Source organism: Sodalis sp. RH24 (assembly GCF_047324145.1).
Lineage (GTDB): Bacteria > Pseudomonadota > Gammaproteobacteria > Enterobacterales > Enterobacteriaceae > Acerihabitans.
The window spans coordinates 4,146,679-4,168,975 of the sequence record NZ_CP178729.1; the positions used below are offsets into that span (position 1 = coordinate 4,146,679).

At 57.6% G+C, this 22,297-nt stretch carries 25 protein-coding genes; 7 read left to right on the plus strand and 18 right to left on the minus strand.

Annotation, left to right across the window (positions count from 1 at the left end; all coding sequences use genetic code 11):
* Positions 1-186 precede the first annotated feature (186 nt).
* Positions 187-1,110, minus strand: a complete 924-nt coding sequence (locus ACL2XG_RS18820; RefSeq protein WP_413721554.1) for an AraC family transcriptional regulator N-terminal domain-containing protein — start codon at positions 1,108-1,110, stop codon at positions 187-189.
* Between the two features lie 208 nt (positions 1,111-1,318).
* Here ACL2XG_RS18820 and ACL2XG_RS18825 point away from each other — a divergent pair, with 208 nt between their 5' ends.
* Positions 1,319-2,071 (plus strand): SDR family NAD(P)-dependent oxidoreductase, encoded by a 753-nt coding sequence (locus tag ACL2XG_RS18825; protein ID WP_410013295.1) that lies wholly within the window; start codon positions 1,319-1,321, stop codon positions 2,069-2,071.
* Between the two features lie 30 nt (positions 2,072-2,101).
* On the opposite strand, the gene ACL2XG_RS18830 is transcribed toward ACL2XG_RS18825, so the two are convergent.
* Genes ACL2XG_RS18830 through ACL2XG_RS18850 form a run of 5 tightly spaced genes read right to left on the minus strand, consistent with a single transcriptional unit; the run spans position 2,102 to position 7,173 of the window.
* The gene (locus ACL2XG_RS18830) at positions 2,102-3,193 is read right to left on the minus strand and encodes an ABC transporter ATP-binding protein (protein WP_410013296.1); all 1,092 of its coding nucleotides are present in this window, start codon (positions 3,191-3,193) and stop codon (positions 2,102-2,104) included.
* Between the two features lie 3 nt (positions 3,194-3,196).
* Complete coding sequence (locus ACL2XG_RS18835) at positions 3,197-4,147, minus strand: carbohydrate kinase family protein (protein WP_413721553.1); 951 nt, start codon at positions 4,145-4,147, stop codon at positions 3,197-3,199.
* Positions 4,148-4,170: 23 nt separating this feature from the next.
* Entirely contained in the window at positions 4,171-5,010 is an 840-nt protein-coding gene (locus tag ACL2XG_RS18840) for a carbohydrate ABC transporter permease (RefSeq protein WP_410013298.1), read from the minus strand.
* Entirely contained in the window at positions 5,007-5,909 is a 903-nt protein-coding gene (locus tag ACL2XG_RS18845) for a carbohydrate ABC transporter permease (RefSeq protein WP_410013299.1), read from the minus strand. The genes ACL2XG_RS18840 and ACL2XG_RS18845 overlap by 4 nt, the downstream gene beginning before the upstream one ends.
* 10 nt (positions 5,910-5,919) lie before the next feature.
* Positions 5,920-7,173, minus strand: coding sequence for an extracellular solute-binding protein (locus ACL2XG_RS18850; RefSeq protein WP_410013300.1), 1,254 nt, complete (start codon positions 7,171-7,173; stop codon positions 5,920-5,922).
* 263 nt (positions 7,174-7,436) lie between these two features.
* Between ACL2XG_RS18850 and ACL2XG_RS18855 the strand changes: the two genes are divergently transcribed.
* Entirely contained in the window at positions 7,437-8,609 is a 1,173-nt protein-coding gene (locus ACL2XG_RS18855; protein WP_410013301.1) for an ROK family protein, read from the plus strand.
* 24 nt (positions 8,610-8,633) lie between these two features.
* Here the strand turns inward: ACL2XG_RS18855 and ACL2XG_RS18860 are convergent, their stop codons facing one another.
* From ACL2XG_RS18860 to ACL2XG_RS18875, 4 genes are all read right to left on the minus strand, one after another.
* The gene (locus tag ACL2XG_RS18860; RefSeq protein WP_410013302.1) at positions 8,634-9,395 is read right to left on the minus strand and encodes an amino acid ABC transporter ATP-binding protein; all 762 of its coding nucleotides are present in this window, start codon (positions 9,393-9,395) and stop codon (positions 8,634-8,636) included.
* Between the two features lie 8 nt (positions 9,396-9,403).
* A complete protein-coding gene (locus ACL2XG_RS18865) occupies positions 9,404-10,510 on the minus strand; it encodes an amino acid ABC transporter permease (protein WP_410016718.1) in 1,107 nt (368 codons plus the stop codon).
* A gap of 15 nt (positions 10,511-10,525) precedes the next feature.
* Positions 10,526-11,704, minus strand: coding sequence for an amino acid ABC transporter permease (locus ACL2XG_RS18870; protein ID WP_410013303.1), 1,179 nt, complete (start codon positions 11,702-11,704; stop codon positions 10,526-10,528).
* 78 nt (positions 11,705-11,782) lie between these two features.
* Positions 11,783-12,808 carry an amino acid ABC transporter substrate-binding protein gene (locus ACL2XG_RS18875; protein WP_410013304.1) on the minus strand — a complete coding sequence of 342 codons (1,026 nt, stop codon included), beginning with the start codon at positions 12,806-12,808 and terminating at the stop codon, positions 11,783-11,785.
* A 587-nt stretch (positions 12,809-13,395) separates the two neighbouring features.
* On the opposite strand from ACL2XG_RS18875, the gene cspA reads away from it, so the two are divergent.
* The 5 genes from cspA to ACL2XG_RS18900 all read left to right on the plus strand — a co-directional run bounded on the left by cspA (position 13,396) and on the right by ACL2XG_RS18900 (position 15,675).
* Positions 13,396-13,608, plus strand: coding sequence for an RNA chaperone/antiterminator CspA (gene cspA, locus ACL2XG_RS18880; RefSeq protein ID WP_410013305.1), 213 nt, complete (start codon positions 13,396-13,398; stop codon positions 13,606-13,608).
* Positions 13,609-13,863: 255 nt separating this feature from the next.
* Positions 13,864-14,226 carry a MerR family transcriptional regulator gene (locus tag ACL2XG_RS18885; protein ID WP_413721552.1) on the plus strand — a complete coding sequence of 121 codons (363 nt, stop codon included), beginning with the start codon at positions 13,864-13,866 and terminating at the stop codon, positions 14,224-14,226.
* Between the two features lie 3 nt (positions 14,227-14,229).
* Positions 14,230-14,616: a carboxymuconolactone decarboxylase family protein gene (locus ACL2XG_RS18890; protein WP_413721551.1), complete on the plus strand. Its 387-nt coding sequence runs from the start codon at positions 14,230-14,232 to the stop codon at positions 14,614-14,616.
* Between the two features lie 88 nt (positions 14,617-14,704).
* A complete protein-coding gene (locus tag ACL2XG_RS18895; protein WP_413721550.1) occupies positions 14,705-14,851 on the plus strand; it encodes a hypothetical protein in 147 nt (48 codons plus the stop codon).
* Between the two features lie 134 nt (positions 14,852-14,985).
* Positions 14,986-15,675, plus strand: a complete 690-nt coding sequence (locus ACL2XG_RS18900) for a hypothetical protein (RefSeq protein ID WP_410013308.1) — start codon at positions 14,986-14,988, stop codon at positions 15,673-15,675.
* Positions 15,676-15,749: 74 nt separating this feature from the next.
* Here the strand turns inward: ACL2XG_RS18900 and fis are convergent, their stop codons facing one another.
* From fis to aroQ, 8 genes are all read right to left on the minus strand, one after another.
* Complete coding sequence (gene fis, locus ACL2XG_RS18905) at positions 15,750-16,046, minus strand: DNA-binding transcriptional regulator Fis (protein ID WP_410013309.1); 297 nt, start codon at positions 16,044-16,046, stop codon at positions 15,750-15,752.
* 23 nt (positions 16,047-16,069) lie between these two features.
* On the minus strand, positions 16,070-17,035 hold the full coding sequence (gene dusB, locus ACL2XG_RS18910) for a tRNA dihydrouridine synthase DusB (protein WP_410013310.1): 966 nt from the start codon (positions 17,033-17,035) through the stop codon (positions 16,070-16,072).
* 250 nt (positions 17,036-17,285) lie between these two features.
* A complete protein-coding gene (gene prmA, locus ACL2XG_RS18915; protein WP_413721549.1) occupies positions 17,286-18,167 on the minus strand; it encodes a 50S ribosomal protein L11 methyltransferase in 882 nt (293 codons plus the stop codon).
* 21 nt (positions 18,168-18,188) lie between these two features.
* Positions 18,189-19,634, minus strand: a complete 1,446-nt coding sequence (panF, locus tag ACL2XG_RS18920) for a sodium/pantothenate symporter (protein WP_410016720.1) — start codon at positions 19,632-19,634, stop codon at positions 18,189-18,191.
* Positions 19,624-19,866 (minus strand): YhdT family protein, encoded by a 243-nt coding sequence (locus tag ACL2XG_RS18925; RefSeq protein WP_410013312.1) that lies wholly within the window; start codon positions 19,864-19,866, stop codon positions 19,624-19,626. The genes panF and ACL2XG_RS18925 overlap by 11 nt, the downstream gene beginning before the upstream one ends.
* A gap of 131 nt (positions 19,867-19,997) precedes the next feature.
* Positions 19,998-21,347 (minus strand): acetyl-CoA carboxylase biotin carboxylase subunit, encoded by a 1,350-nt coding sequence (gene accC, locus ACL2XG_RS18930; protein WP_410013313.1) that lies wholly within the window; start codon positions 21,345-21,347, stop codon positions 19,998-20,000.
* 11 nt (positions 21,348-21,358) lie between these two features.
* Positions 21,359-21,823, minus strand: a complete 465-nt coding sequence (gene accB, locus ACL2XG_RS18935; RefSeq protein WP_410013314.1) for an acetyl-CoA carboxylase biotin carboxyl carrier protein — start codon at positions 21,821-21,823, stop codon at positions 21,359-21,361.
* A gap of 21 nt (positions 21,824-21,844) precedes the next feature.
* Positions 21,845-22,297 (minus strand): type II 3-dehydroquinate dehydratase, encoded by a 453-nt coding sequence (gene aroQ, locus ACL2XG_RS18940; RefSeq protein ID WP_413721548.1) that lies wholly within the window; start codon positions 22,295-22,297, stop codon positions 21,845-21,847.

The window sequence follows — 22,297 nt, forward strand, 5'->3', positions numbered from 1 at the left end:
CCCAGGCGTTTTTTATTTTATAGTTTATCAGCCGGATAGGTACAGGAAGGCGTCTGTGCCGATGACATTATGCATCTTCGCAGCAACGTTGGCGTCAGAAGCAATCGTCAATTGTCAGGCATGCAATTGCAAAAAACCTCGGTGACAACAGCGGGCTTTTGCATAGACATCAACCCTGGCGGTTCGCTACCCGGACGAAGAGACGCGACTTAAGCTTTCAGAAACGCCCGCATCCATCATTGAAGCGCCGCCTGAGGCTGGCGCTGACCTGAACCTGGCGGCATCCCGCACCGGTGACATGCCGAACAGGCGTGCATATTCACGGCTGAATTGTGAGGCGCTTTCATACCCAACGGTAAATGCGATTGCAGCGGCGTCCTGAGGATCGAACAACAGCAACCAACGGGCCCTAAGCAGACGCAGACGCTTCTGGTATTGAATCGGCGTCATGGCGGTGATGGATTTGAAGTGACGATAGAAAGCCGCGACGCTCATATCGGACATTGCCGCGAGCGACTCGACGCGGAATGGTTCGGTGTAGTGCTCACGGATCCACAGGGTGGCGCGTCGAATCTGCGACAAACGGCCTTCGGGGCGGGCGATTTCGCGCAGCATACCGCCCAGCGGCCCTTGCAGTACCCGAAACAAAATTTCCCGCTCGATCATGGGGGCAAGGATCGCGGCTTCTCGCGGGCGATTAATAAGTCTCATCATACGCAACCATGCATCAATCATTTCAGCAGGCGCGGTCACCGCGGAAAAGCCCCCCGTGTTTGGACGCGCATCCGCTTCGGACTCACCAGCGAGCAACGTGGCGATGACCTTGACATCAAGGGCCAGGCCGATCGCAAGATAGGGCTGCCCCGGTCCGCTCGAATGGATCTCGCCGGTGGCGGGTACATCCACGGGGACGAGAAAATAGGTCGCCGCTGCATAATCCAAAACCTGATCCCCAATGGAGAGCGTCTTGGAGCCCTGTAGAACCAAGTGCAGCATGGGCTGATAAACCCGATCCGCGCACGCCTCGGCCCGCACCATGATTACGTGCGATAGGCCGGTATCTGTCCACGTGTTTCCTGCACGCATAACGATGCTGCGCAGCTCATCCATTGCATTGTTCATGCAATTGACTATGGGGTAAACCCGATGGCAAAGCAAGCGGAGTGAGAAGATCAGGCAAGGATGAGAGAAGAACGGGCACGCCGCTGGCCGGCTGTTGACCCTATGCTATTGGCAAGCGGGCGTTGCGTCCGGATCTCTGAGATCTGACCACCTTCACCCCCGCGAGCCATTACTCAACGATATAAAAGGTAATTATATGAAACTTAAAGGCAAAATAGCGGTTGTCACCGGCGCATCAAAAGGCATCGGCGCCGGCATTGCCAAAGCGTTTGGCGCTGCGGGCGCGACGGTCGTCGTAAACTATGCGTCAAGCAAGGACGAGGCCGACGCGGTTGTCGCGCAGATTCAGGCGCAGGGCGGCACCGCAGTCTCTATTCAGGCGGATATGAGCAAGGCACGCGACGTCACACGCTTGTTCGATACGGTCAGAGCGGACTACGGTAGGCTGGATATTCTGGTAAATAACGCCGGGGTCGCGGTGTTTCAAATGATTGAAGACCTTACGGAGGAAGCCTTCCATCAGCAGTTTAATATCAATGTGCTGGGGTATCTACTGGCTGTTCGTGAAGCGGTAAAGCATTTCGGCAAATCAGGGGGCAGCATCATCAATATTAGCTCCATCCTCAGCACCGACCCTTATCTTGCATCCAGTGTTTATTCAGCCACCAAAGGGGCGGTCGATACCCTGACCCTGGCGTTGGCCAGGGAGTTGGGCCCCCGTGGGATCAGGGTCAATGCCATTCTGCCCGGCCACACCAATACGCCTGCGACGAAAGGTCATTTTGCGGGCGAACTGGGGGAAAAACTTATTGCCGGAACGCCTTTGGGCCGTTTCGGCGAGCCGGAAGACATTGCGCCCGTTGCGGTGTTCCTGGCGTCCGATGATGCACATTGGGTAACAGGCGAATACATTAGGGCCGCGGGCGGAGTGCGAGGCGTGGGTTACTGATCAACGCGGATTGCCGCCCGCGCCTGCGCTTTAACGGGTCTCGCCAAGCCGGTTGCCGCTTTGCGTATCAAACAAATGCAGGCTTTCCGCCTTGGTTTCCAGCCAGAGCGGTTGCCCGGGCTGGCACAGGATCCGGCCGGCAAATTGGACATGCAGCGGGAAACCGCCCCAGTCTACGTGCAGCAGGCTGGTCTCGCCGGTTACCTCCATCACGCGCAACGTGGCGGCGGGCTGTTCCGAAGCATCAAGGCGCAAGAAATCATGCGGACGAATGCCAAGCGTCACCGGCGCGCCGCCCTGAAGCTTTGCCGCAGCGTGCCATTTTGCCGGCAGCGGGAACCACAGTGCGCCACAGCTTACGCCCGCAATCCCATCGCGTGTCTCAACCTTCCCTTCCAGCAGGTTCATCGGCGGCGAGCCGATAAAACGCGCCACGAAGGTATTGGCCGGCCGATCGTAAATTTCCAGAGGCCTGCCTTGCTGAACGATATTGCCTTCCTTCATCACCACAATTTGATCGGCCAGGGTCATGGCCTCCACCTGGTCATGGGTAACATATACCGTGGTGGTTTTGAGCTGCTGATGCAGCGATTTAATCTCGGCGCGCAGCTCCATGCGCAACTGGGCATCCAAATTGGACAACGGCTCGTCAAAAAGGAATACCCGGGGATTGCGCACCATGGCGCGGCCCATGGCCACACGCTGGCGCTGCCCGCCGGACAGCGCCTTCGGCAGCCGCCGCAACAGGCGTTCGATACCCAGCATGCGGGCGACTTGCTCAACTTTGCTTTGCTGTTCCTGGCGCGGTACTTTTTTTACCTGCATATGAAACGCCAGGTTTTCCGCGACCGTCAAATGCGGGTAAAGCGCATAGCTTTGGAACACCATGGCGATATCCCGATCCGCCGGATCCAGGTCGTTGATACGCTGTTTATCAATAAAGATATCGCCGTCGGAGACGGTATCGAGCCCGGCCAGCAGGCGCAGCAGGGTGGATTTGCCGCAGCCGGAGGGGCCGACTAACACCGTAAAGCTGCCGTCGGGGATGGTGAGATCCAGCGGATTAAGCACGGTATGTTTGCCATAACGTTTGGCGATCTTGACGAGTTCGACGCTGGCCATGGATTATTCCTCACCGGCAAGGGATTGAAGGGATGCCCGGTCAGGATACTGACGCGGCGAGCTGCCTATGGCCTGCCCGGCGACACGAATGCCCCAGCGCAGCGCCTGGCGGCGGTTATAACCGTACAGCAGGGCGCTGAGAAAACCGGCGTTAAAACTGTCGCCGGCGCCGATGGTATCTTTGATTTCGACCTGCTCGGCGGCGTGGGAAAATTCCCCCTGCCTCTCATATACCGTGGCACCCAACGCGCCCCGCTTGATGACGCAGGCGCCGCCGGGCGTGAGCTGCGCCGCCAGCGTTTTTCCGGCCAGCGCCAGATCGCCGCTGTCCGCCAGGCCCAGCGTTTCCACTTCATTCAATAATAAATAGTCACAGTAACCGAGCCAGCGGGCGATATCCCTACGCAGGCGCTCGTTCCAGCCGTCGGGGGGCCAGCCGGTATCCACCGCCACCTGAAAACCGCGGCGGCGCAGCGTAGCCAACAGCTCCGGATACTCCTTTAGCAGCCGCAGGCAGAGAAAGGTGCCGCATAATAAGACGATATCCCCCGGCGTCGCCTGCGGCGGCAGCTGCATCAGCACGTCTTGCCGCGTCAGGCGCACGATATGTCCCTGGTTGCTGAAAAAGGTGCGTTCGTTATCAGGATGGGTCAGGCCCACCGTCAGCGAGGTTTCGCAGGCATAACGCGGCCAGAAGGGCGCGCTGGCGGTAAAATAACCCGCCAGCCAGGAAGAAAAATGATCGTCTCCCTGATTGGCCACCGCCCGGTGCGGCGTGCCGAGCGCCGCCAGCGCCAGCGCGCAGTTGCCGGCCGAGCCGCCGGGCCGCATGGCGCTGTGTTCCAGCATCGCCTCGGTTCCGCGGGCGGGCCAATGGTGCAGGGTGCCCATAATCAGGTCGATATTGATATTGCCCACCACATACAGCGTGGCGTCGATCGCGGATGTTGTCATGAAGGTATCCAGTTCGTCCCTTTTTAGCCCTTGCTGCCGCCGCTGGTTAAACCGCTGACCAGGGACTTTTGCAGCCAGATGGCGATAAACAGCGGCGGTACCGAGGCCAGGATGCCGACGGCGGCGATAAGCCCGTCGTCCGTGGCCCGGCCGGCGGTAAACCCGGCGATAGTGACCGGCAGCGTTTGCGCCTGGATATTGTTGGTAAATAGCAAGGCATAGAAAAATTCATCCCAGGCCAGCAGCCAGCCAAACACCGCCGAGGCGGCCACGGCCGGTTTGGCCAGTGGCAGGGTAATGCGCAACAGCACCTGCCAAAAACGCAGGCCGTCGAGGCGCGCCGCCTGTTCGATATCCAGCGGCAGCGCGTCGAACTGGTTTTTCAGCATCCAGGTCAGAAAAGGCAGGATCAGCGAACAGTACACCAACACCAGTCCCAGATGCGTATTCAGTAACGACAACTGCTGCAAAACAAAATACAGCGGCAGGACAAACGCCACCGGCGGCACCATATAAATAGCCAGGCTGCCCATCAACCAGCCCTCACGGCCGGGATAGCGGGAAAAACTGAACGCCGCCGGCACGGCCAGCAGCAGCGAAATCAGCGTCGCGCCGGTGGCAATCACCATACTGTTGGCCAGCGCGTGCAGGAAAAGCGCGCCCGGCTGGCCCGGCGCCAGCGATAGCAGGCGGGCGTAGCGGCTGAAGTCCCATTGTCGCGGCAGCCATTCCAGCGGGATGCGGGCTAAATCCGCCGCCGAGCTGACGCTCATTAAAAACAGCCACAGCATGGGCGCCAGTATGGTTATCGCCAGCAGCGCCGCCGCCGCATAGCGTAAAACAATGCGGATCCTGCGTTTCATGATTCTATTCCCCGGCGGCGCTGACGGGACAGCATCAGCATGTAAACGGCAATCAAAATCCCGCACAGAATGGTCATCAGGATGGCATAGGCGGCGCCGCTGCCGGCGCGCAGGTAGCTGAACGATTCCTGATAGACGAAAAAGCTCAGGGTCTTGGTGCTGTCCACCGGGCCGCCCCGCGTCATGACATAAATAATGTCGAAGATCTTAAAGGCGTCGATGGTGCGTAAGATCAGCGCCACGCCAAGTGGAGCCAGGATGGCCGGCAGGGTGATGGCGCGAAATCGCCGCCAGGCGGAGGCGCCGTCGATACGCGCGGCCTCGAACAGATCGTCCGGGATCGATTGCAGCGCCGCCAGGGTCAGCAGCGTCACCAGCGGGTAGTTTTTCCAGATATCGGCAATCATCACCGCGTTCATCGCCGAGTCGGGGGAGCCGAGCCAACTGCGGTAACGATCGATGACACCGGTTTGTGTCAGCAACGCGTTGACGCTGCCGTAATCGGGATTGAAATTAAGCCGCCACATCATGGCGTTAACGATGGTCGGCAGCGCCCAGGGCAGGATTACCAGCACCCGCAGCAGGCCGCGGCCGTAAAATTTCTGGTTCAGCAGCAGGGCCACCAGTACGCCGATAACGCCTTCAAAGGCCACCGACACCAGGGTAAAATAAAGCGTGCGCGCCAGCGCCGCCAGAAAGTCCGGGTCGGTCAGCGCATACAGATAGTTGGCGAAACCCACGTAAGCGGGCACGGCGCCGCCGCCAATCAGCGCGGCGTCGGTAAAGCTGAGCCACAGGGTCCGGCCCAGCGGCCAGGCGGTCAGCAAAAACATCATCACCAGCATGGGCGCCAGCAGCACCCATGCCTGACGACGCTCACGTTGCGGCAAACTGAGCATGGCTAAATCCTTAACGCAAACGTTCCGCGCCTTTCGTCGCCGCCTGCATGGCCGCTTCCGGCGTAGCCTGGTTCTGCAACACCTGCTGCAGGTTTTGCTGCAGCACGTTGGACAACTGCGAATAGGCGGGAATGGCCGGGCGGGACAACATGACATTCAGGGATTGTTTCGCGGCGGCGATTAACGGCTCCTGACCTTGCTGCACCTTGGGGTCATCATAGGAGGATTTCCAGATAGGCAGGCTCAGGCGCGAATATTTATCCTGTACCGGCTGCGAGGTGATATAGCTGATATATTGCCATGCCTGCTCGGGATGCTGGCTGGCCTTGGCAATGCCCAGGCCCATCGAGCCGTTGACCGCCGAAACGCCGCCGGCCTGCGCGCCCGGTGCCGGCACTATGCCGACGTCGCCGGCCACTTTACTCTGTTTCGGGTCGTTGGCCATGTTGTACATATAGGTCCAGTTGAGCGCGAAGGCCGCGTCGCCGTTGGAGAATGCCTTGCGCACATCTTCTTCCAGGTATTCGCGCGAGTTGGGATTGGTCAGGCCCTTATCCAGCGTTTCCTTCATATAATTTACCGCTTGCAGCGAGCCCGGGTTGCTGAAATTCAGCTTGCCCGCGGTAAAGAAGTCACCCTTAAAGGCCGATACCAGCGTGGTGTAATCACAAATCAGCGCTTCCGCCTGCGACCAGCTCCAGACCAGCGGATACTTCACGATGCCCTTTTGCTTTAAAATCTCGGACTGCTGCTCCACCTGCTGCCAGGTCTGCGGCGGCGTGGTGATGCCGGCTTTGCTCAACATCGCCTTGTTGTAATACAGGTATTTGGTGTCGAGGATCCAGGGCAGGCCCCAAACCTTATCCTGATAGGTAACGGTGCTCATGGCGCCGGGGAAAATCTTTTTGCTGTCGTCGGCGTTAATCCGTGCCGTGACATCCTGTAATAGGCCGAATTTGGTAAATTCCGCCGGCCAGATGGCGTCGAACAGCACCACATCGTACCCATTGCCGCCCGCGCCGCGCGCCGCGACGATTTTGTCGTGCAGGGCTTCGTAGGGTACAAATTCCAGGTTGACGTCGATATCCGGATGCTGCTGGGTGAAATCGGTGGTCATGGCGCGGATATCGTTTTCGCTGTAGGCGGCCTGGGTCATGAACAGCGCGTTGATTTGGGTTTTCGCCTGGGCCTGTGCCGGGAGTCCCAGCGAGAGGACCGACAATGCGCAGAGCGTCAGGGCGGGGTAGAAGGTCTTTATGTTCATGCTCTCTCCGGGATCAGATGGTTTGCGTGTGGGTAATTAAATCAATTTGATTGCTTTAATAGACGAAAGCAATGCTTAACTTCTCAGCTTGTGATCGCTATCGCGCCACATTCTCTTAACATACCTGGCAACAATTGCCGCTATCCTGCAGAGAAACTTGCAATAGCCATGCCGAAAACACTGCCCGGGAATTAATAAATCAATTTGATTGCTCTATAACAAGCACACATACTGGCGCCACAGGCAGTGAGGGGTATGGACTCATGAGAACATCAGGTACCAATTTGGAACATGCCAGGGCGCACAACCGGCGCGTGGTTATCGAGGCCATTCGGTTAAACGGCGAGTTGACGCGGGCGGAATTGGCGCGCCTGACGGCGCTGACGCCGCAGACCGTATCCAATATCGCGGCCGAGCTCGGCCAGGCCGGCATTCTCTCCTCCCATGCGCCACGCCATGTCGGCGGCCGCGGCCAGCCGGCGGTACCCATGACCCTGAATCCGGACAGCGCTTATTCGATAGGCATTCATCTCGATCACCAGACCCTGCTGATGGTCTTGGTCGATCTTACCGGCAATGTCCGCTTCCGGCGCCTTTGCCTGGTGCAAAAGCCCCAGCCCGGTGCAACGCTTGCGCTGATCAAAGAGCTGCTGGCGGAGATGAAGCAGCAGGCGCCGGTCGACTGGGGCAAAATGCTGGGGATCGGGGTGGTGATGCCGGGGCCGTTTGGCGTCGAGGGCCTATCGTCCGAAGGACCCACCACCCTGCACGGCTGGGAACATGTCGATGTGGTGGCGGAATTGACGACGGCAACCGGCCTGCCGGTGACCCTGGAGAACGACGCTACGGTGGCCGCCATCGGCGAGCGGTTCCACGGCATTGCCAAGCAGCTGGATTCGTTTATCTATCTTTATATCGGCACTGGCCTGGGCGCGGGCATTTTCACCGACGGCCATATTTACACCGGCCATGCGCATAATGCCGGCGAGGTCGGCCACATGGTGGTGCAGCCCGGCGGGCGCCTGTGCTCCTGCGGCAATCATGGCTGCCTGGAACGCTATTTATCCCTGCAATCGGCTTATGAGGCCTGCGGGCTGGATCCCATGATCGCCATGCCCGGGGACCTGCTGCACGTGGAACACGCCCGCTTTGACCGCTGGATCGACGCGGTCCTGCCGGCAACCCGGCAGGCAATCAATATCCTCGAATGCATTTTCGACGCCGAAGCGGTGATTATCGGCGGCCAAATGCCGCAGCCGCTGGTGGAAAAAATTGTCGGGCGCCTGCATCCGCTGCTGCGCTCGGTGCGCAGCAAATACAGCGACGGCCACCGCGTCAGGATTGGGCTGAACGGTACCGACACCGCCGCGCTGGGCGCCGCGGCGCTGCCGATATTCGATGAGTTTAATCCGCAATACGAGGTGCTGCTGAAATAACCGGGGCGGCGCCCCGGTGGTCGATCAATGCAGGATCTGGGACAGGAAGGCGCGGGTGCGCTCTGATTTCGGCTGGGTGAAAAACTCGTCCGGCGCGGATTGCTCGACGATCTCCCCGCGATCCATAAAGATCACCCGATCGGCGACGGTACGGGCAAAGCCCATTTCATGCGTCACGCACAGCATGGTCATGCCGTCATTGGCCAGGCCGATCATGGTATCGAGCACTTCCTTGACCATTTCCGGATCCAGCGCCGAGGTGGGTTCGTCAAACAACATGATTTTCGGCTTCATGCATAACGAACGGGCGATAGCCACCCGCTGCTGCTGGCCGCCGGACAGCTGGCCGGGGAATTTATGCGCGTGCTCGGCAATCCGCACCCGCTGCAGATAATGCATGGCCAGCTCCTCGGCCTCTTTTTTCGGCATCTTACGCACCCAAATGGGCGCCAGGGTGCAGTTCTGCAGCACCGTCAGGTGCGGGAACAGGTTGAAATGCTGGAACACCATGCCTACTTCAGTACGCACGCGTTCGATATTGCGCAGATCGTCATTCAAAAGGGTACCGTCCACCACGATGGTGCCCCGCTGATGCTCTTCCAGATGGTTAATACAACGGATGGTGGTGGACTTGCCCGAACCTGAAGGGCCGCACAGCACGATGCGTTCGCCGGCTTTTACCTGCAAATTGATATCTTTCAATACATGGAACTGACCGAACCACTTATTGACGTTTTCCAGTGTAATCATCAAACGGTCAGACTGGATGGCGTTATTGTCGCTCATTATGTACCTCAATGGGTGGAGGAATGCCCGGTTTGAAAGCGCCTTTCCAAATGTTGGCTATAGCGGGACATGCTAAAACAAAAAATCCAGTAGACTGCCGCGGCGAAGACATACCCTTCCGTCGACATCCCGAGCCAGGCCGGGTCGACCGTGGCCTGCTGCACGCTGCTGAACAAATCGAATAAACCGATAATCACCACCAGGCTGGTATCCTTAAACAGCGCAATGATGGTGTTGACCAGGCCGGGAATCACCATTTTCAGGGCCTGCGGCAGGATCACCAGCCCCTGGGTTTTCCAATAACCCAGCGCCAGCGATTCGGCCGCCTCGTACTGGCCCTTGGGCAAGGCCTGCAGGCCGCCGCGCACCACTTCCGCCACGTAGGCCGACTGGAACATGATCACCCCTACCAGCGCCCGGATAAGCTTATCGATATTGGTCCCTTCCGACAGGAACAGCGGCAGCATGACCGACGACATGAACAACACGGTGATCAGCGGCACGCCGCGCCAGAACTCGATAAATATGATGCAAAACCATTGCACCACCGGCATTTTCGACCGCCGGCCCAGCGCCAGCAGCACGCCCAGGGGCAGCGCGCCCGCAATGCCCACCGCCGCGATGATGAGCGTCAGGGTCAACCCGCCCCATTGACGGGTTTCCACCCGGGATAAACCGAAAAAGCCGCCATACAGCATCACCCAGGTAAAAATGGGGAACAACACCGCCCAGCAGGCAATATAACGTCCGCGACGCGGCATGCCTTTCCAGAACATCGGCAGCAGGCTCAGCAATCCGACCACCAGGGTCAGGTTAATGCGCCAGCGCTGGTCGAAGGGGTACAGGCCATACATGAACTGGCCGAAGCGGGCGTGGATAAAGACCCAGCAGGCGCCGTCGCGGGTGCAGTCGGCGCGGGTGGTGCCCACCCAATTGGCTTGCAATATCAGCCAGTTGAACATGGGCGGGATAATAATCCACAGCAGCCACAGGCAAAACAGGGTCAGCAGGCTATTGGACAGGCTGGAAAACAGGTTCTGGCGTATCCAAAGCATAGCCAGTGCCAGCCGGCTGCGCGACGCTATCGCTACGGGTTCATGGGGATTGATTGTCATGGTCATGAAGGTCTCTTAGCGCTCAACCAATGCTTTACGCCGGTTGTAAATGTTCATTAAGAACGAAATCCCCAAACTGATAACCAGATAGACCGACATGGTGATGGCGATGGTTTCAATCGCCTGGCCGGTCTGGTTGAGCACCGACCCGGCAAATAGCGAGACCATATCCGGGTAACCTATGGCGGCCGCCAGCGAGGAGTTCTTGACGATATTCAGGTACTGGCTGGTCAGGGGTGGGATAATCACGCGCATCGCCTGCGGCAGGATAACCTGGTTTAACGTGACCGGATTAGGCAGCCCCAGCGAACGGGCCGCTTCATGCTGGCCGAAGGGCACCGACTGGATGCCGGAGCGAATGACTTCGGCGATAAAGGTGGAGGTATAGACCGAAAGGGCCAGCGTCAGGGCGGCCAGTTCGGGGATAAGCACCATGCCGCCGCGAAAGTTAAACCCGCGCAATTGCGGCAAATCCCAATGGAGGGCCGCGCCGAATAGCCACTGCGCGCCGGCGGGCAGCGCAATCAACAGCAGGACAATCCAGGGCCAGCTGCGGCGCAGTTCGCCGGTGGCCATCTGGTGGCGGCGGTTAATGCGAAACAGGATAACCGACGCCAGGATGGCGGCAACCAGCGCAACCAGGGTGGCGGCTGCGCCTTCGCCCATCATCGGGGTGGGCATATAAAGGCCGCGGTTGCTGAGAAAGGCCACGTCAAAGGCATTAACCGCCTGGCGCGGACCGGGCAGGTTGCGCAGCACGGCGAAATACCAGAAAAAGATTTGCAGCAGCGGCGGAATATTACGAAAAGTCTCGATATAGATGGTCGACAGTTTACGTAACAGCCAGTTTTCCGACAGTCGCGACAGGCCGATAAAAAAGCCGAGCAGGGAAGCGAACACGATACAGAGTGCGGAGACGAGCAATGTATTGAGGAGCCCGACGATAAACACCCGTCCGTAGGTATCGCCCTGTTCGAAAGGAATAAGATGCTGCACGATGCCGAAACCGGCGGCGTCATGCAGGAAACCAAAGCCGGACGTGATGCCGCGGTTGCTGAGATTAGTCAGCGTGTTGTGCAGGATATAGCCGCCAAAGGCTACCACCACCACCACGGCCAGTATCTGGTAGACCCAGGCGCGAACCGCAGGGTTGGTCAACGAAAAGGCACCTTTTACGGTTTGGCGTTGTTGCATGCGCAAAGCCTCAGTATAAATTTATCTGCTGGAAAAGCGCCGGCGGACTACGCCGGCGCTCTCGCACTGTGGCTGGTATTAACGTACCGGCGGCGCGTACTGGATGCCGCCCTGATTCCATAATGCATTCAGGCCGCGCTTGATTTTAAGCTCGCTGCCGGCGCCGACGTTACGATCGAAAATTTCGCCGTAATTCCCTACTTGTTTAACGATTTTGTATGCCCAATCGTTAGGCAGCTTCAGCTGTTCGCCGAAGTTACCTTCTTTACCCAGCAGATGGGCCATATCGGGTGTTGCCGGCGAGGCCGCCAGCTGATCGACGTTTTTCGAGGTCACGCCCATTTCTTCGGCATCGAGCATGGCGAACAGCGACCATTTGACAATGGTGAACCAATCTTCATCACCGCGACGCACCACCGGTCCCAACGGCTCTTTGGAAATCACTTCAGGCAGTACGACATAATCGTCGGGCTTGCCCAGCTTGATACGCAGCGCGTAGAGCTGTGACTGGTCGGAAGAGAGGGTGTCGCAGCGGCCGGACTCGAGCGCCTTGGCGCTTTCGTCGGAACGATCGAAGGTCACGGGGGTAAATTGCATTTTATTGGCTTTGAAATAATCCGCTACGTTCAGCTCGGTATCGGTACCGGCCTGGATACAGACGGTAGCGCCGTCGAGATCCTTGGCGCTTTTCAGTCCGGCCTTGGTATGGGTCAGGAAGCCGATACCGTCATAATAGTTCACGCCGGCGAACACCATGCCCATGGACGCATCGCGGGACGAGGTCCAGGTCGTGTTGCGCGACAGGATATCCACTTCCCCGGATTGCAGCGCGGTAAAACGCTCTTTTGCCGTCAAGGGCGTGTATTTGACCTTGGTATCGTCGCCGAAGACGGCGGCGGCGACGGCGCGGCAGACGTCCACGTCGATACCGGTAAATTTACCGCTGGCATCGGCATAAGAAAAGCCGGGCAAACCGTCACTGATACCGCATTGCACAAAACCTTTTTTCTTTACCGCGTCCAACGTCGCGCCTGCATGTGCCTGATTGGCTATCGCAAAAAGGGTGGCTGCGGCAACCAAGGTGGAAATCATCATTTTTTTCATAAAGCATCCTGTGAGGCAGAAAATTAAAGCCAGTGGTTTTGATGCACTTTCGCTGCGCATCCATCCTGTCTGTTGGCATAGTGCCAGTTACCTCTATAGCAAAGGGGATGCCAATCTGGCAGTTGCTTGCCTGGCGGGTGAACTCACACTTTATTAACAGCCGCGCCGCGCCAAAACGGGACAGTTATGCACAAATATAGTGCAGTGATTCGGCGGACGCACCACTATGACGCCCCGGGTTCCGTTATCTGGGAGCGGGTTGGCAAAAATTGTTGTCGAACCGCCTTGATTGGGCGCATGGGATGCGGGCGCAACATCGCCTTGGGTGCAGTCATTGCACCTTAAAAATTCATTTGATAATTAAAGCTTGCGCGGCGGGGGGTTTTATGAGTAAATAGCGTCAACGGTTTGTAGTACAGACCTATTTATGTAAGTCATTTTAGTAAAGTTGTTCAAGTAAAAGCGATAGCAGACCATCACTTCTTCGACGAATTTCCTTCTTAAGTGCCCATAAGTAAGTATTCCCTGGCAAACAGACCTATTCACCACGCCACATTGTGGCACAAATAATTATGAAGGAAGTATCTATGTCTGACAAAATGACTGGTATCGTTAAATGGTTTGACGCTGGTAAAGGTTTCGGCTTCATCACTCCTGCTGACGGCAGCAAAGACGTGTTCGTACACTTCTCTGCCATCCAGAGCAATGATTTCAAAACCCTTGACGAAGGTCAGCGCGTTGAATTCACCATTGAAAGCGGCCAGAAAGGCCCGTCTGCTGCCAACGTTGTTGCTCTGTAATTTAATTACTCAGCCATAACCACGCAGAAGCAGGTTACCGGACATTCTTAAACGAATAGCCCTTTGGTCGCGCGGCGCAGCCGCCAGAAAATCCAAAGCATCCGGAACCTGACAATGAATTAAAGAGCCTCGACATCGTCGGGGCTTTTTTTCGTCCCCAGAAACCACCGCCTGATCAAAACCTGTTTTGTCGCTTGACTTAGCGCGCGCTCTAACCCTTAGCATGGGTAAGGTCGGGACGAAATAAGGACAGATATGAAGATCGGTGATATAGCAAAAAAAACCGGGCTGACAGCCCATACCCTGCGTTATTACGAACGCATTGGATTGCTGCCGTATGCCCGGAGGGATGATGCCGGACAGCGTTATTACGACCGCGCCATCCTGCCCTGGATTTCCTTTTTGCAGCGGCTGAAAACTACCGGCATGCCGATACGCGACATGTTGCGCTATGCCGCCCTGCGCGACGGCGGCACGGCAACCCTACCCGATCGCCGGCGCCTGCTGGAGGCGCATCGCCAAAAGGTACGGGCGCATATCACGGAACTGCAATCCTCACTGCTCGTCCTCGACGCTAAAATCGCCGGTTATACCGACGCCAACGTTACCGAGGAATAATGTATGACGATACAGAATATAACCCTATCCAGACTGGAACAGGGTAAAAAAGCCTTAGCCGCTATCGACGGCCGCGCCGGAGAAAACGTGATTGACGCCTTAGCCGATATCGCGCCCGATTTCGCGCGTTATCTGCTTGAGTTTCCGTTTGGCGATATTTATTCACGTCCCGGGCTTGACCTGCGCGCGCGTGAAATCGCCACCATCGCCGCGCTAACGGCGATGGGCAACTGCGCGCCGCAGTTGAACGTCCATATCCAGGCCGGCCTGAACGTAGGGTTAACGCGTGAGGAAATCACCGAAATCATTATGCAGATGGCGATATACGCGGGCTTCCCGGCGGCGTTGAATGGGCTGTTTGTGGCGAAAACGGTGTTTAATCCATCCTGATATCCCCGTATCGTTGCCGATCGCTTAGTCCTGCGGGAGGCGGATGAAGTAACACGGCGCAATGGCGGGTACAGTGAGTGATAAGCCTATGCGTAAATTATATCCGGGGAGGATAGAAACGGCCGGCAGCAGGCTGCGGCGCGAGCGGGCGTACCTGGAAACGCTGCGGCAGCAGGGTAGCGCGCCGATAGCCATGTCCCCGGCATCGCCGGATCTGCCGGTGAAGATGGGCTGACCGCCTGGCTGGAGGGCACATGTTGTGATGGAAACGGCAAAACAGATTAATACGGGTAATGAGTGCGCATGGATTGTTAAAAAAAATAGGTTGCTACCGGTAATAATGGTTTCCTTTTTTTTAGAGATGGCGCCATGTCCTTTCTTGATACCCCTCGCTTTTCTGTCTGGCTGGCAGTCGGCGTGTCCCTGTTCACCTTGATCCTATGGTGCCTGATGCCCACCGACATATTGGTGCATCTGGTCGAAGAGGGGCAGCTGGTGGAAAACCTGACTCTGGTGGGATACGGCATCGCCGTCCTGTCGCTGGCGCTGCTGCCCCTGCCGCTATGCCGGCGGCGCACCCGTGTCGCCGTCATCGTGGCGCTGCTGGCGATGATGGCGCGCGAGGCGGACCTGCATAAATATATCGATCATATGAGCATGCTTAAACTGCGCTTCTGGACCGGTTCCCTGCCCACGCTTGATAAGCTGTACGCCGTGCTGTCGCTGGTGCCTATTGTCGTTGCCTGCCTGTATCTGCTGGTCAGGCATGCGTTGCCTGTTTTGCGCGCGGTGCGCATGGGCAAAGCCCATGCGGTGACCATCGCCACTTTTGTGTTCCTGATTGGGCTGACCAACATTATCGACCGTTCCCTGGGCATGATTAAGGGCACTTTCGGCTGGCACGCGCCTGAATGGCTGGTGGCGTTGCAAACCTCGCAGGAAGAATTTCTGGAGCTGTCGCTGCCGTTCCTGGCGTTGGTGGCGGCAATACAGTATCGACGCGCAATGGCAAGAAGCCTGGCGGCGCTGCCGGCCGGACGCGGCCAATGGGTTAAATAGCCGACGGCAGGGCAATAAAAAGGCGTTATTGGTTGCCCAATAACGCCTTTATTTTTATTCAGTTAGCAGTGGTATTAGTTCATACCATACTTTTTCAATTTCTTACGCAGTGTACCGCGGTTAATGCCCATCATCAGGGCCGCGCGGGTTTGGTTGCCACGGGTGTATTGCATGACCATGTCCAACAGTGGCTGTTCTACTTCAGCCAGTACCAGCTCATACACATCATTTACATCCTGACCGTTTAATTGAGCAAAATAGTTCTTCAGTGCTTGTTTCACCGAGTCCCGCAGCGGTTTTTGAGTTACCTGATCCTGAGAGTTAACGGTGGAAACGGTCAGTACGTCAGAATTTACGCGTTGTTCGAACATAGTTCTGTCAGCTCTTTTTTCTATTACGCAAGATTTTCAAAATATGCCTTCAACGCCTCCAGCTGTTCGCCGGCATCCTCAATGGCGTTGAATGTGCGCCTAAACTGGTTGTCGGGGGCATGCTCCTGCAGATACCAGGAGACGTGCTTACGAGCAATGCGGAATCCTTTGCCTGGACCATAAAAGTCGTGCAGTTCCCGTACATGCTCTATCAACAAACGCTTCACCTCGCCTAACGGCGGCGGCGGCAGCAGCTCCCCCGTATCCAGATAATGCTGGATTTCCCGGAAGATCCAGGGTCTTCCCTGAGCGGCGCGTCCTATCATCAGGGCGTCGGCCCCGGTGTAGTCAAGCACCGCTCTGGCTTTATGCGGGTCAGTAATGTCGCCATTCGCGATAACCGGAATGGTAACAGACTGCTTAACTGCCCGAATACTGTCGTACTCCGCGTTGCCGTTGAACAAGCAGGCGCGGGTTCGGCCATGTATTGTGATGGCCTGTATACCACAATCTTCGGCCAATTGGGCAATTTCTACACAATTTCGGTGTTCCGGCGACCAGCCCGTGCGTATTTTCAGCATCACCGGCACGTCCACCGCCTTTACCACGGTCAGCAGGATCTGTTTCACCAGATCCGGAAACTGCAGCAAGGCGGAGCCCGCCATTTTCCGGTTAACCTTCTTGGCGGGGCAACCCATGTTGATATCAATCAGCTGCGCGCCGTTTGCCACGTTAATGACGGCGGCGGCGGCCATATCAGCAGGATCGCATCCGGCAATCTGCACGGCCCGGATACCGGGTTCATCACTATGTACCATACGTAGACGGGACTTATCCGTGCGCCATACCTCAGGATTCGAGGAAAGCATCTCGGAAAAGGTCAACCCCGCTCCCATCGCATGACAGAGTGCTCTGAATGGGCGGTCTGTCACTCCGGCCATCGGGGCGGCTATCAGGCGATTATCGAGCTGCAGGTGTCCAATACGCATAGACAAAGAGAGACCATACTGTGTCCGCAAGGGCGCGTATATTACGCATTTTTTTCGTCAGATGAAAGGCCAAACTTTGAACAATCCGCTGCTATAGATCAATGAAATTGTTCTTTGCATGTCATCTTTCGAATTTTTCACAATAAAAACAAAAAGTTGTAGCTGAAAAATATTTGGTGCGGTCGCGATTTTTTCCTGAATCGCTCCCGCCCCGTCCCCGGCGACGCGGCGGGACGCGCTTGCCGCCGGATTAGCGGCGGCGGCCGGTTATCCGGCACCACTCGTCCTTTTCCGCCACCGGGTCGAGCGAAAACGCGTCGGCGTAAGCCGCCTTGACGTTTTCCGCCTGGCTTGCCAGGATGCCCGACAGGCCGAGATAGCCGCCCGGTTTCGGCAGGAGGGAGATAAGCGGCGCCAGTTCGCGCAGGGGGCCGGCCAGGATATTCGCCACCACCACGTCGGCGCTCAGGTCGTCGGGTTTGTCATGCGACAAATACAGGTCGAGCCGATTGCCCACCGCATTGCGTTGGGCGTTGTCACGGCTGGCCTGGATGGCCTGCGGATCGATATCGATGCCGATGGCGTGCGCCGCGCCCAGTTTCAACGCCGCGATGGCCAGGATGCCGGAACCGCAGCCAAAATCGATTACCGTTTTACCCGCCAGGTCCAAACCGTCCAGCCATTGCAGGCAAAGGGCGGTGGTGGGATGGGTGCCGGTGCCGAAGGCCAGGCCGGGGTCGAGCATGACGTTTACCGCCGTGGCGTCCGGCACCGGGCGCCAGCTGGGGCAGATCCACAGCCGTTCGCCAAAGCGCATGGGGTGGAAATTATCCATCCATTCGCGTTCCCAGTCCTTATCTTCCAACTGCTCGATTTTAGGATGGAAATCCTGTCCCAGCAGGGCATGGCCCGATAAGGCGTCTATAAGCGCCGCTATGTCGATATCGGCCGCAAAAAGGCCTATGACATCGGTATCGCCCCATAACCGCGTCTCGCCCGGCAGCGGCTCGAATACCGGGTTGTCGTGGGTATCCTGAAAGGTGACCGATACCGCGCCGCATTCCATCAGCGCGTCGCTGAGTTCCTCGGCGTTGGCGCCGGTGGTGTTGATCTTCATTTGAATCCAGGGCATCTGTTGCTCCCAATAAAAAAATTAAAGGCCGGGCCGGGCAACGGGCCGGGCGGCGGGGCGAAGGCAGTTGCCCGCCAGGAACGCCGCCAGGCTCAGCGCCAGGGCGGGCACAATGGGATGGAAACCGCCGATATGCACATCAAGGGTGGCGAGCACGGCGTAACAGACCCCGCCGGCGATCATCGCGCTCAGGGCCCCGGCCGCGTTGGCGCGTTCCCAGTATAGCCCCAGCACCAGCGGCCACAGAAATACCGCCTCGAGCCCGCCGAAGGCCAGCAGGTTGAGCCAGATGATCATCTCCGGCGGGCGCCAGGCGGCCACCATTAATAACAGGCCCAGCGCCAGCGTGACCGTGCCCGACATCCGCGTCAGCAAGCGTTCGTTGCCCGCCTGGGCGGGACGCAGGCTGAGATAGAGATCCTTGACGATGGTCGCCGAGGATTGCAGCAGTTGCGCGTTGATTGTCGACATGATCGCCGCCAAAGGCGCGGCCAGAAATATGCCGGCCACCACCGGCGGCAGGACGGTGATCATCAGCGTCGGGATCACCTGGTCGGGAATGGTCAGGTCGGGTAGTATCGCCCGGCCCAGGGCGCCGGCAAGGTGCATGCCCAGCATCAGCACGCCGATCACCAGGGTGCCGATAATAATGCCGCGATGTACGGCTTTGCTGTCCCGGTACGAAATGCAGCGCACCGCGGTATGGGGCAGGCCGATAACGCCGAAGCACACCAGGATCCAGAACGACGACATAAACTGCGGCGTCAGCACGTGGTCGACGCCTGTCGGGGATACCAGCGCCGGCTGGATGTGCTGGAGTTTGGTCACCGCTGCGGACAGGCCGCCCGCGGCGTGGATAACGCTGAACAGCAGGATAAAAGTGCCCAGCAGCATGACCAGTCCCTGGAAAGCGTCGTTGAGCACGCTGGCGCGAAAACCACCGAACGACGTATACAACGCGATGCTGATGCCGAAAATCAGCAGCCCGGTATCGTAGGGGATGCCGGCGGCGGTTTCCAGCAGGCGCGCGCCGCCGATAAACTGCACCGTCATGGCGCCGATAAAGGCCACCAGCAGGCTGATACTGGCAAGCCATACCAGCAGCGGGCTTTGATAGCGGGCCAGCAGCATATCGTTGAGAGTGACCGCGTTGTAGCGGCGGGCGAGGATGGCGAATTTCTTGCCGAGCACACCCAGAGACAGCCAGACCGTCGGCAGTTGGATCATCGCCAGCAGTACCCAGCCGAGTCCATATTTGTAGGCCGCGCCCGGCCCGCCGATAAAGGAGCTGGCGCTGATATAGGTGGCGGTGAGGGTCATCGCCAGCACAAACCCGCCCATCGAGCGGTTGCCGAGGAAATATTCCGTCAGGAACTCGCCCTTCTGGCGGCGGCGGTAGGCATAGAACGAAAGCGCGAAGACCAGGACCAGGTAGGCAATCAGCGGTAAAAGGATCTCACTTTGCATCATTATCCTCCAGGGGGATATCGCGGTAGATAACGCGCACCATCAGCCAGCAAAGCGCCAGGAACAGCAGCGGCACCCACAGGCAGGCCATTTCAAACCAATGGGGCAGGCCGGTGATCCCCTGCCGGTCGTCGGGCAGGTAGGCGGCCAGCACCCAGGCAATCAGATAGGCCACCGCCAGGCCAAACGCCCACCGGGCTTCGCGGTGAGCCTGAAGAAATCGTTTATCCATGATGTCTTGGTACCGGGATGAATGAATGATAACGAAAAAAAGGCGATTTTACGGCATGCAGCCGATTTGCATAGTGCTAAAGGGGATTTAAACGGAAAAGGCCGGTGACAACCGGCCTTTTGCAGCGCGGGTTATTTTTCCACTAAACCGAGCTTTTTCTCCAGGTAATGGATGTTGGTGCCGCCGTGCTGGAAGTTTTCGTCGTTCATGATTTTCAGCTGCAAATCAATGTTGGTTTTGATGCCGTCGATGATAAGCTCCGCCAGCGCATTTTTCATGCGCGCGATGGCCACGTCGCGGTTCTCGCCATAACAAATCAATTTACCAATCATGGAATCATAATACGGCGGTACGGTATAGCCCGCGTAGATATGCGATTCCCAGCGCACGCCGAAACCACCCGGCGCATGGAAGCGGGTGATCTTGCCCGGACTGGGCATAAAGGTGTTGGGATCCTCGGCGTTGATACGGCATTCCACCGCGTGCCCCGTAACCCGTACTTCGTCCTGCTTGATGGACAAAGGCTGGCCGGCGGCGATGCGCAGCTGTTCCTTGATGAGATCCACGCCGGTAATCATTTCGGTAACCGGATGCTCCACCTGGATGCGGGTATTCATCTCAATGAAATAAAACTCACCGTTCTCATACAGGAATTCAAAGGTGCCGGCGCCGCGATAGCCGATATCCCGGCACGCCTTGGAACAGCGTTCGCCGATGTAGCGGCGCATGGCTTCGGTAATACCCGGCGCGGGCGCTTCCTCCACCACTTTCTGGTGGCGGCGCTGCATGGAGCAGTCGCGTTCCGCCAGGTAGATGGCGTTGCCCTGGCCGTCCGCCAATACCTGGACCTCGATATGCCGGGGATTTTCCAGGTACTTTTCCATGTAAATGACATCGTTGTTAAACGCCGCCTTGGCTTCGGCGCGGGTCATTTTGATCGATGATTCCAGCTCGTTGTCGCCGCGCACGACGCGCATGCCGCGCCCGCCGCCGCCGCCCGAGGCCTTGATGATAACCGGGTAACCGATACGCTTGGCCACCGCGCGGTTTTTTTCCATATCATCGCCGACCGGGCCGTCGGAACCGGGCACGCAAGGCACGCCGGCTTTTTTCATCGCGCTGATGGCCGAAACCTTGTCGCCCATCAGGCGAATGGTTTCGGCGCGCGGCCCGATAAAGATAAAGCCGGAGCGTTCAACCTGCTCGGCAAAATCCGCGTTTTCGGACAGGAAACCGTACCCGGGATGGATGGCCACCGAGCCGGTAATTTCCGCCGCCGAAATAATCGCCGGGATGTTGAGATAGCTTTTTACCGAAGGCGCGGGCCCGATACAAATGGTTTCATCGGCCAGCAGTACGTGTTTCAGATCGCGGTCCACCGTGGAATGCACGGCCACGGTCTTAATACCCAATTCCTTACAAGCGCGCAAAATACGCAGCGCAATTTCACCACGATTGGCGATAACAATTTTATCTAGCATGTGGCGCCTCGTTATTCGATGACGACCAGCGGCTCGTCGAATTCAACCGGTTGACCATTGTCCAGCAGAATGGCTTTGACCACCCCGGCTTTGTCGGACTCTATCTGGTTCATCATTTTCATGGCTTCGACGATGCACAGCGTGTCGCCGACATTGACCTTTTGTCCGACTTCGATAAAAGGTTTCGCGTCAGGGCTTGGGGTGCGATAAAACGTGCCGACCATCGGGGAGCGCACCAAATGGCCGCTCATGGCGGCGGGTACGGCGGCGGCCTGCTCGGCCGCAGGCGCGGCGGCGGCCACCGGGGCCACCTGCTGCTGGGCCGCGGGGATATAAGCCTGTTGCATCATGGGATAGGCAGGCATGGCCGGAGCACGGCTGATACGAACCGATTCCTCACCTTCGGAGATTTCCAGCTCTGAAATGCCGGACTCTTCAACCAGTTCAATCAGCTTCTTGATCTTACGAATATCCATGAGTGGGGTTCCATACTCTAATTAATTGGATGCAGACAGACGATTGACCGCCGTCTGAAAAGCAAAATTATAACCATCGGCGCCGAGGCCGCAGATAACGCCAACCGCAATATCGGAGAGATAGGAATGATGTCGGAATGGCTCGCGCGCATGCACATTGGATAAGTGAATTTCAATAAATGGGATGTTTACCGCTAACAGCGCGTCGCGCAACGCTACGCTGGTATGGGTAAACGCCGCGGGATTGATCACGATAAAATCGGTATTACCGCGGGCCTGATGGATGCGATCTATCAGGACATGTTCCGCATTGGATTGCAGGTGGCTTAACGTCACGCCGAGAGCCTGCGCCTGTGTTTCAAGGCTGCTGATGATATCGGCGAGCGTGGTGTGGCCATACTTATCCGGCTCACGGGTCCCGAGCAGATTCAGGTTGGGACCATTGAGGAGCAAAATGTGAAACTTATCCGCCAT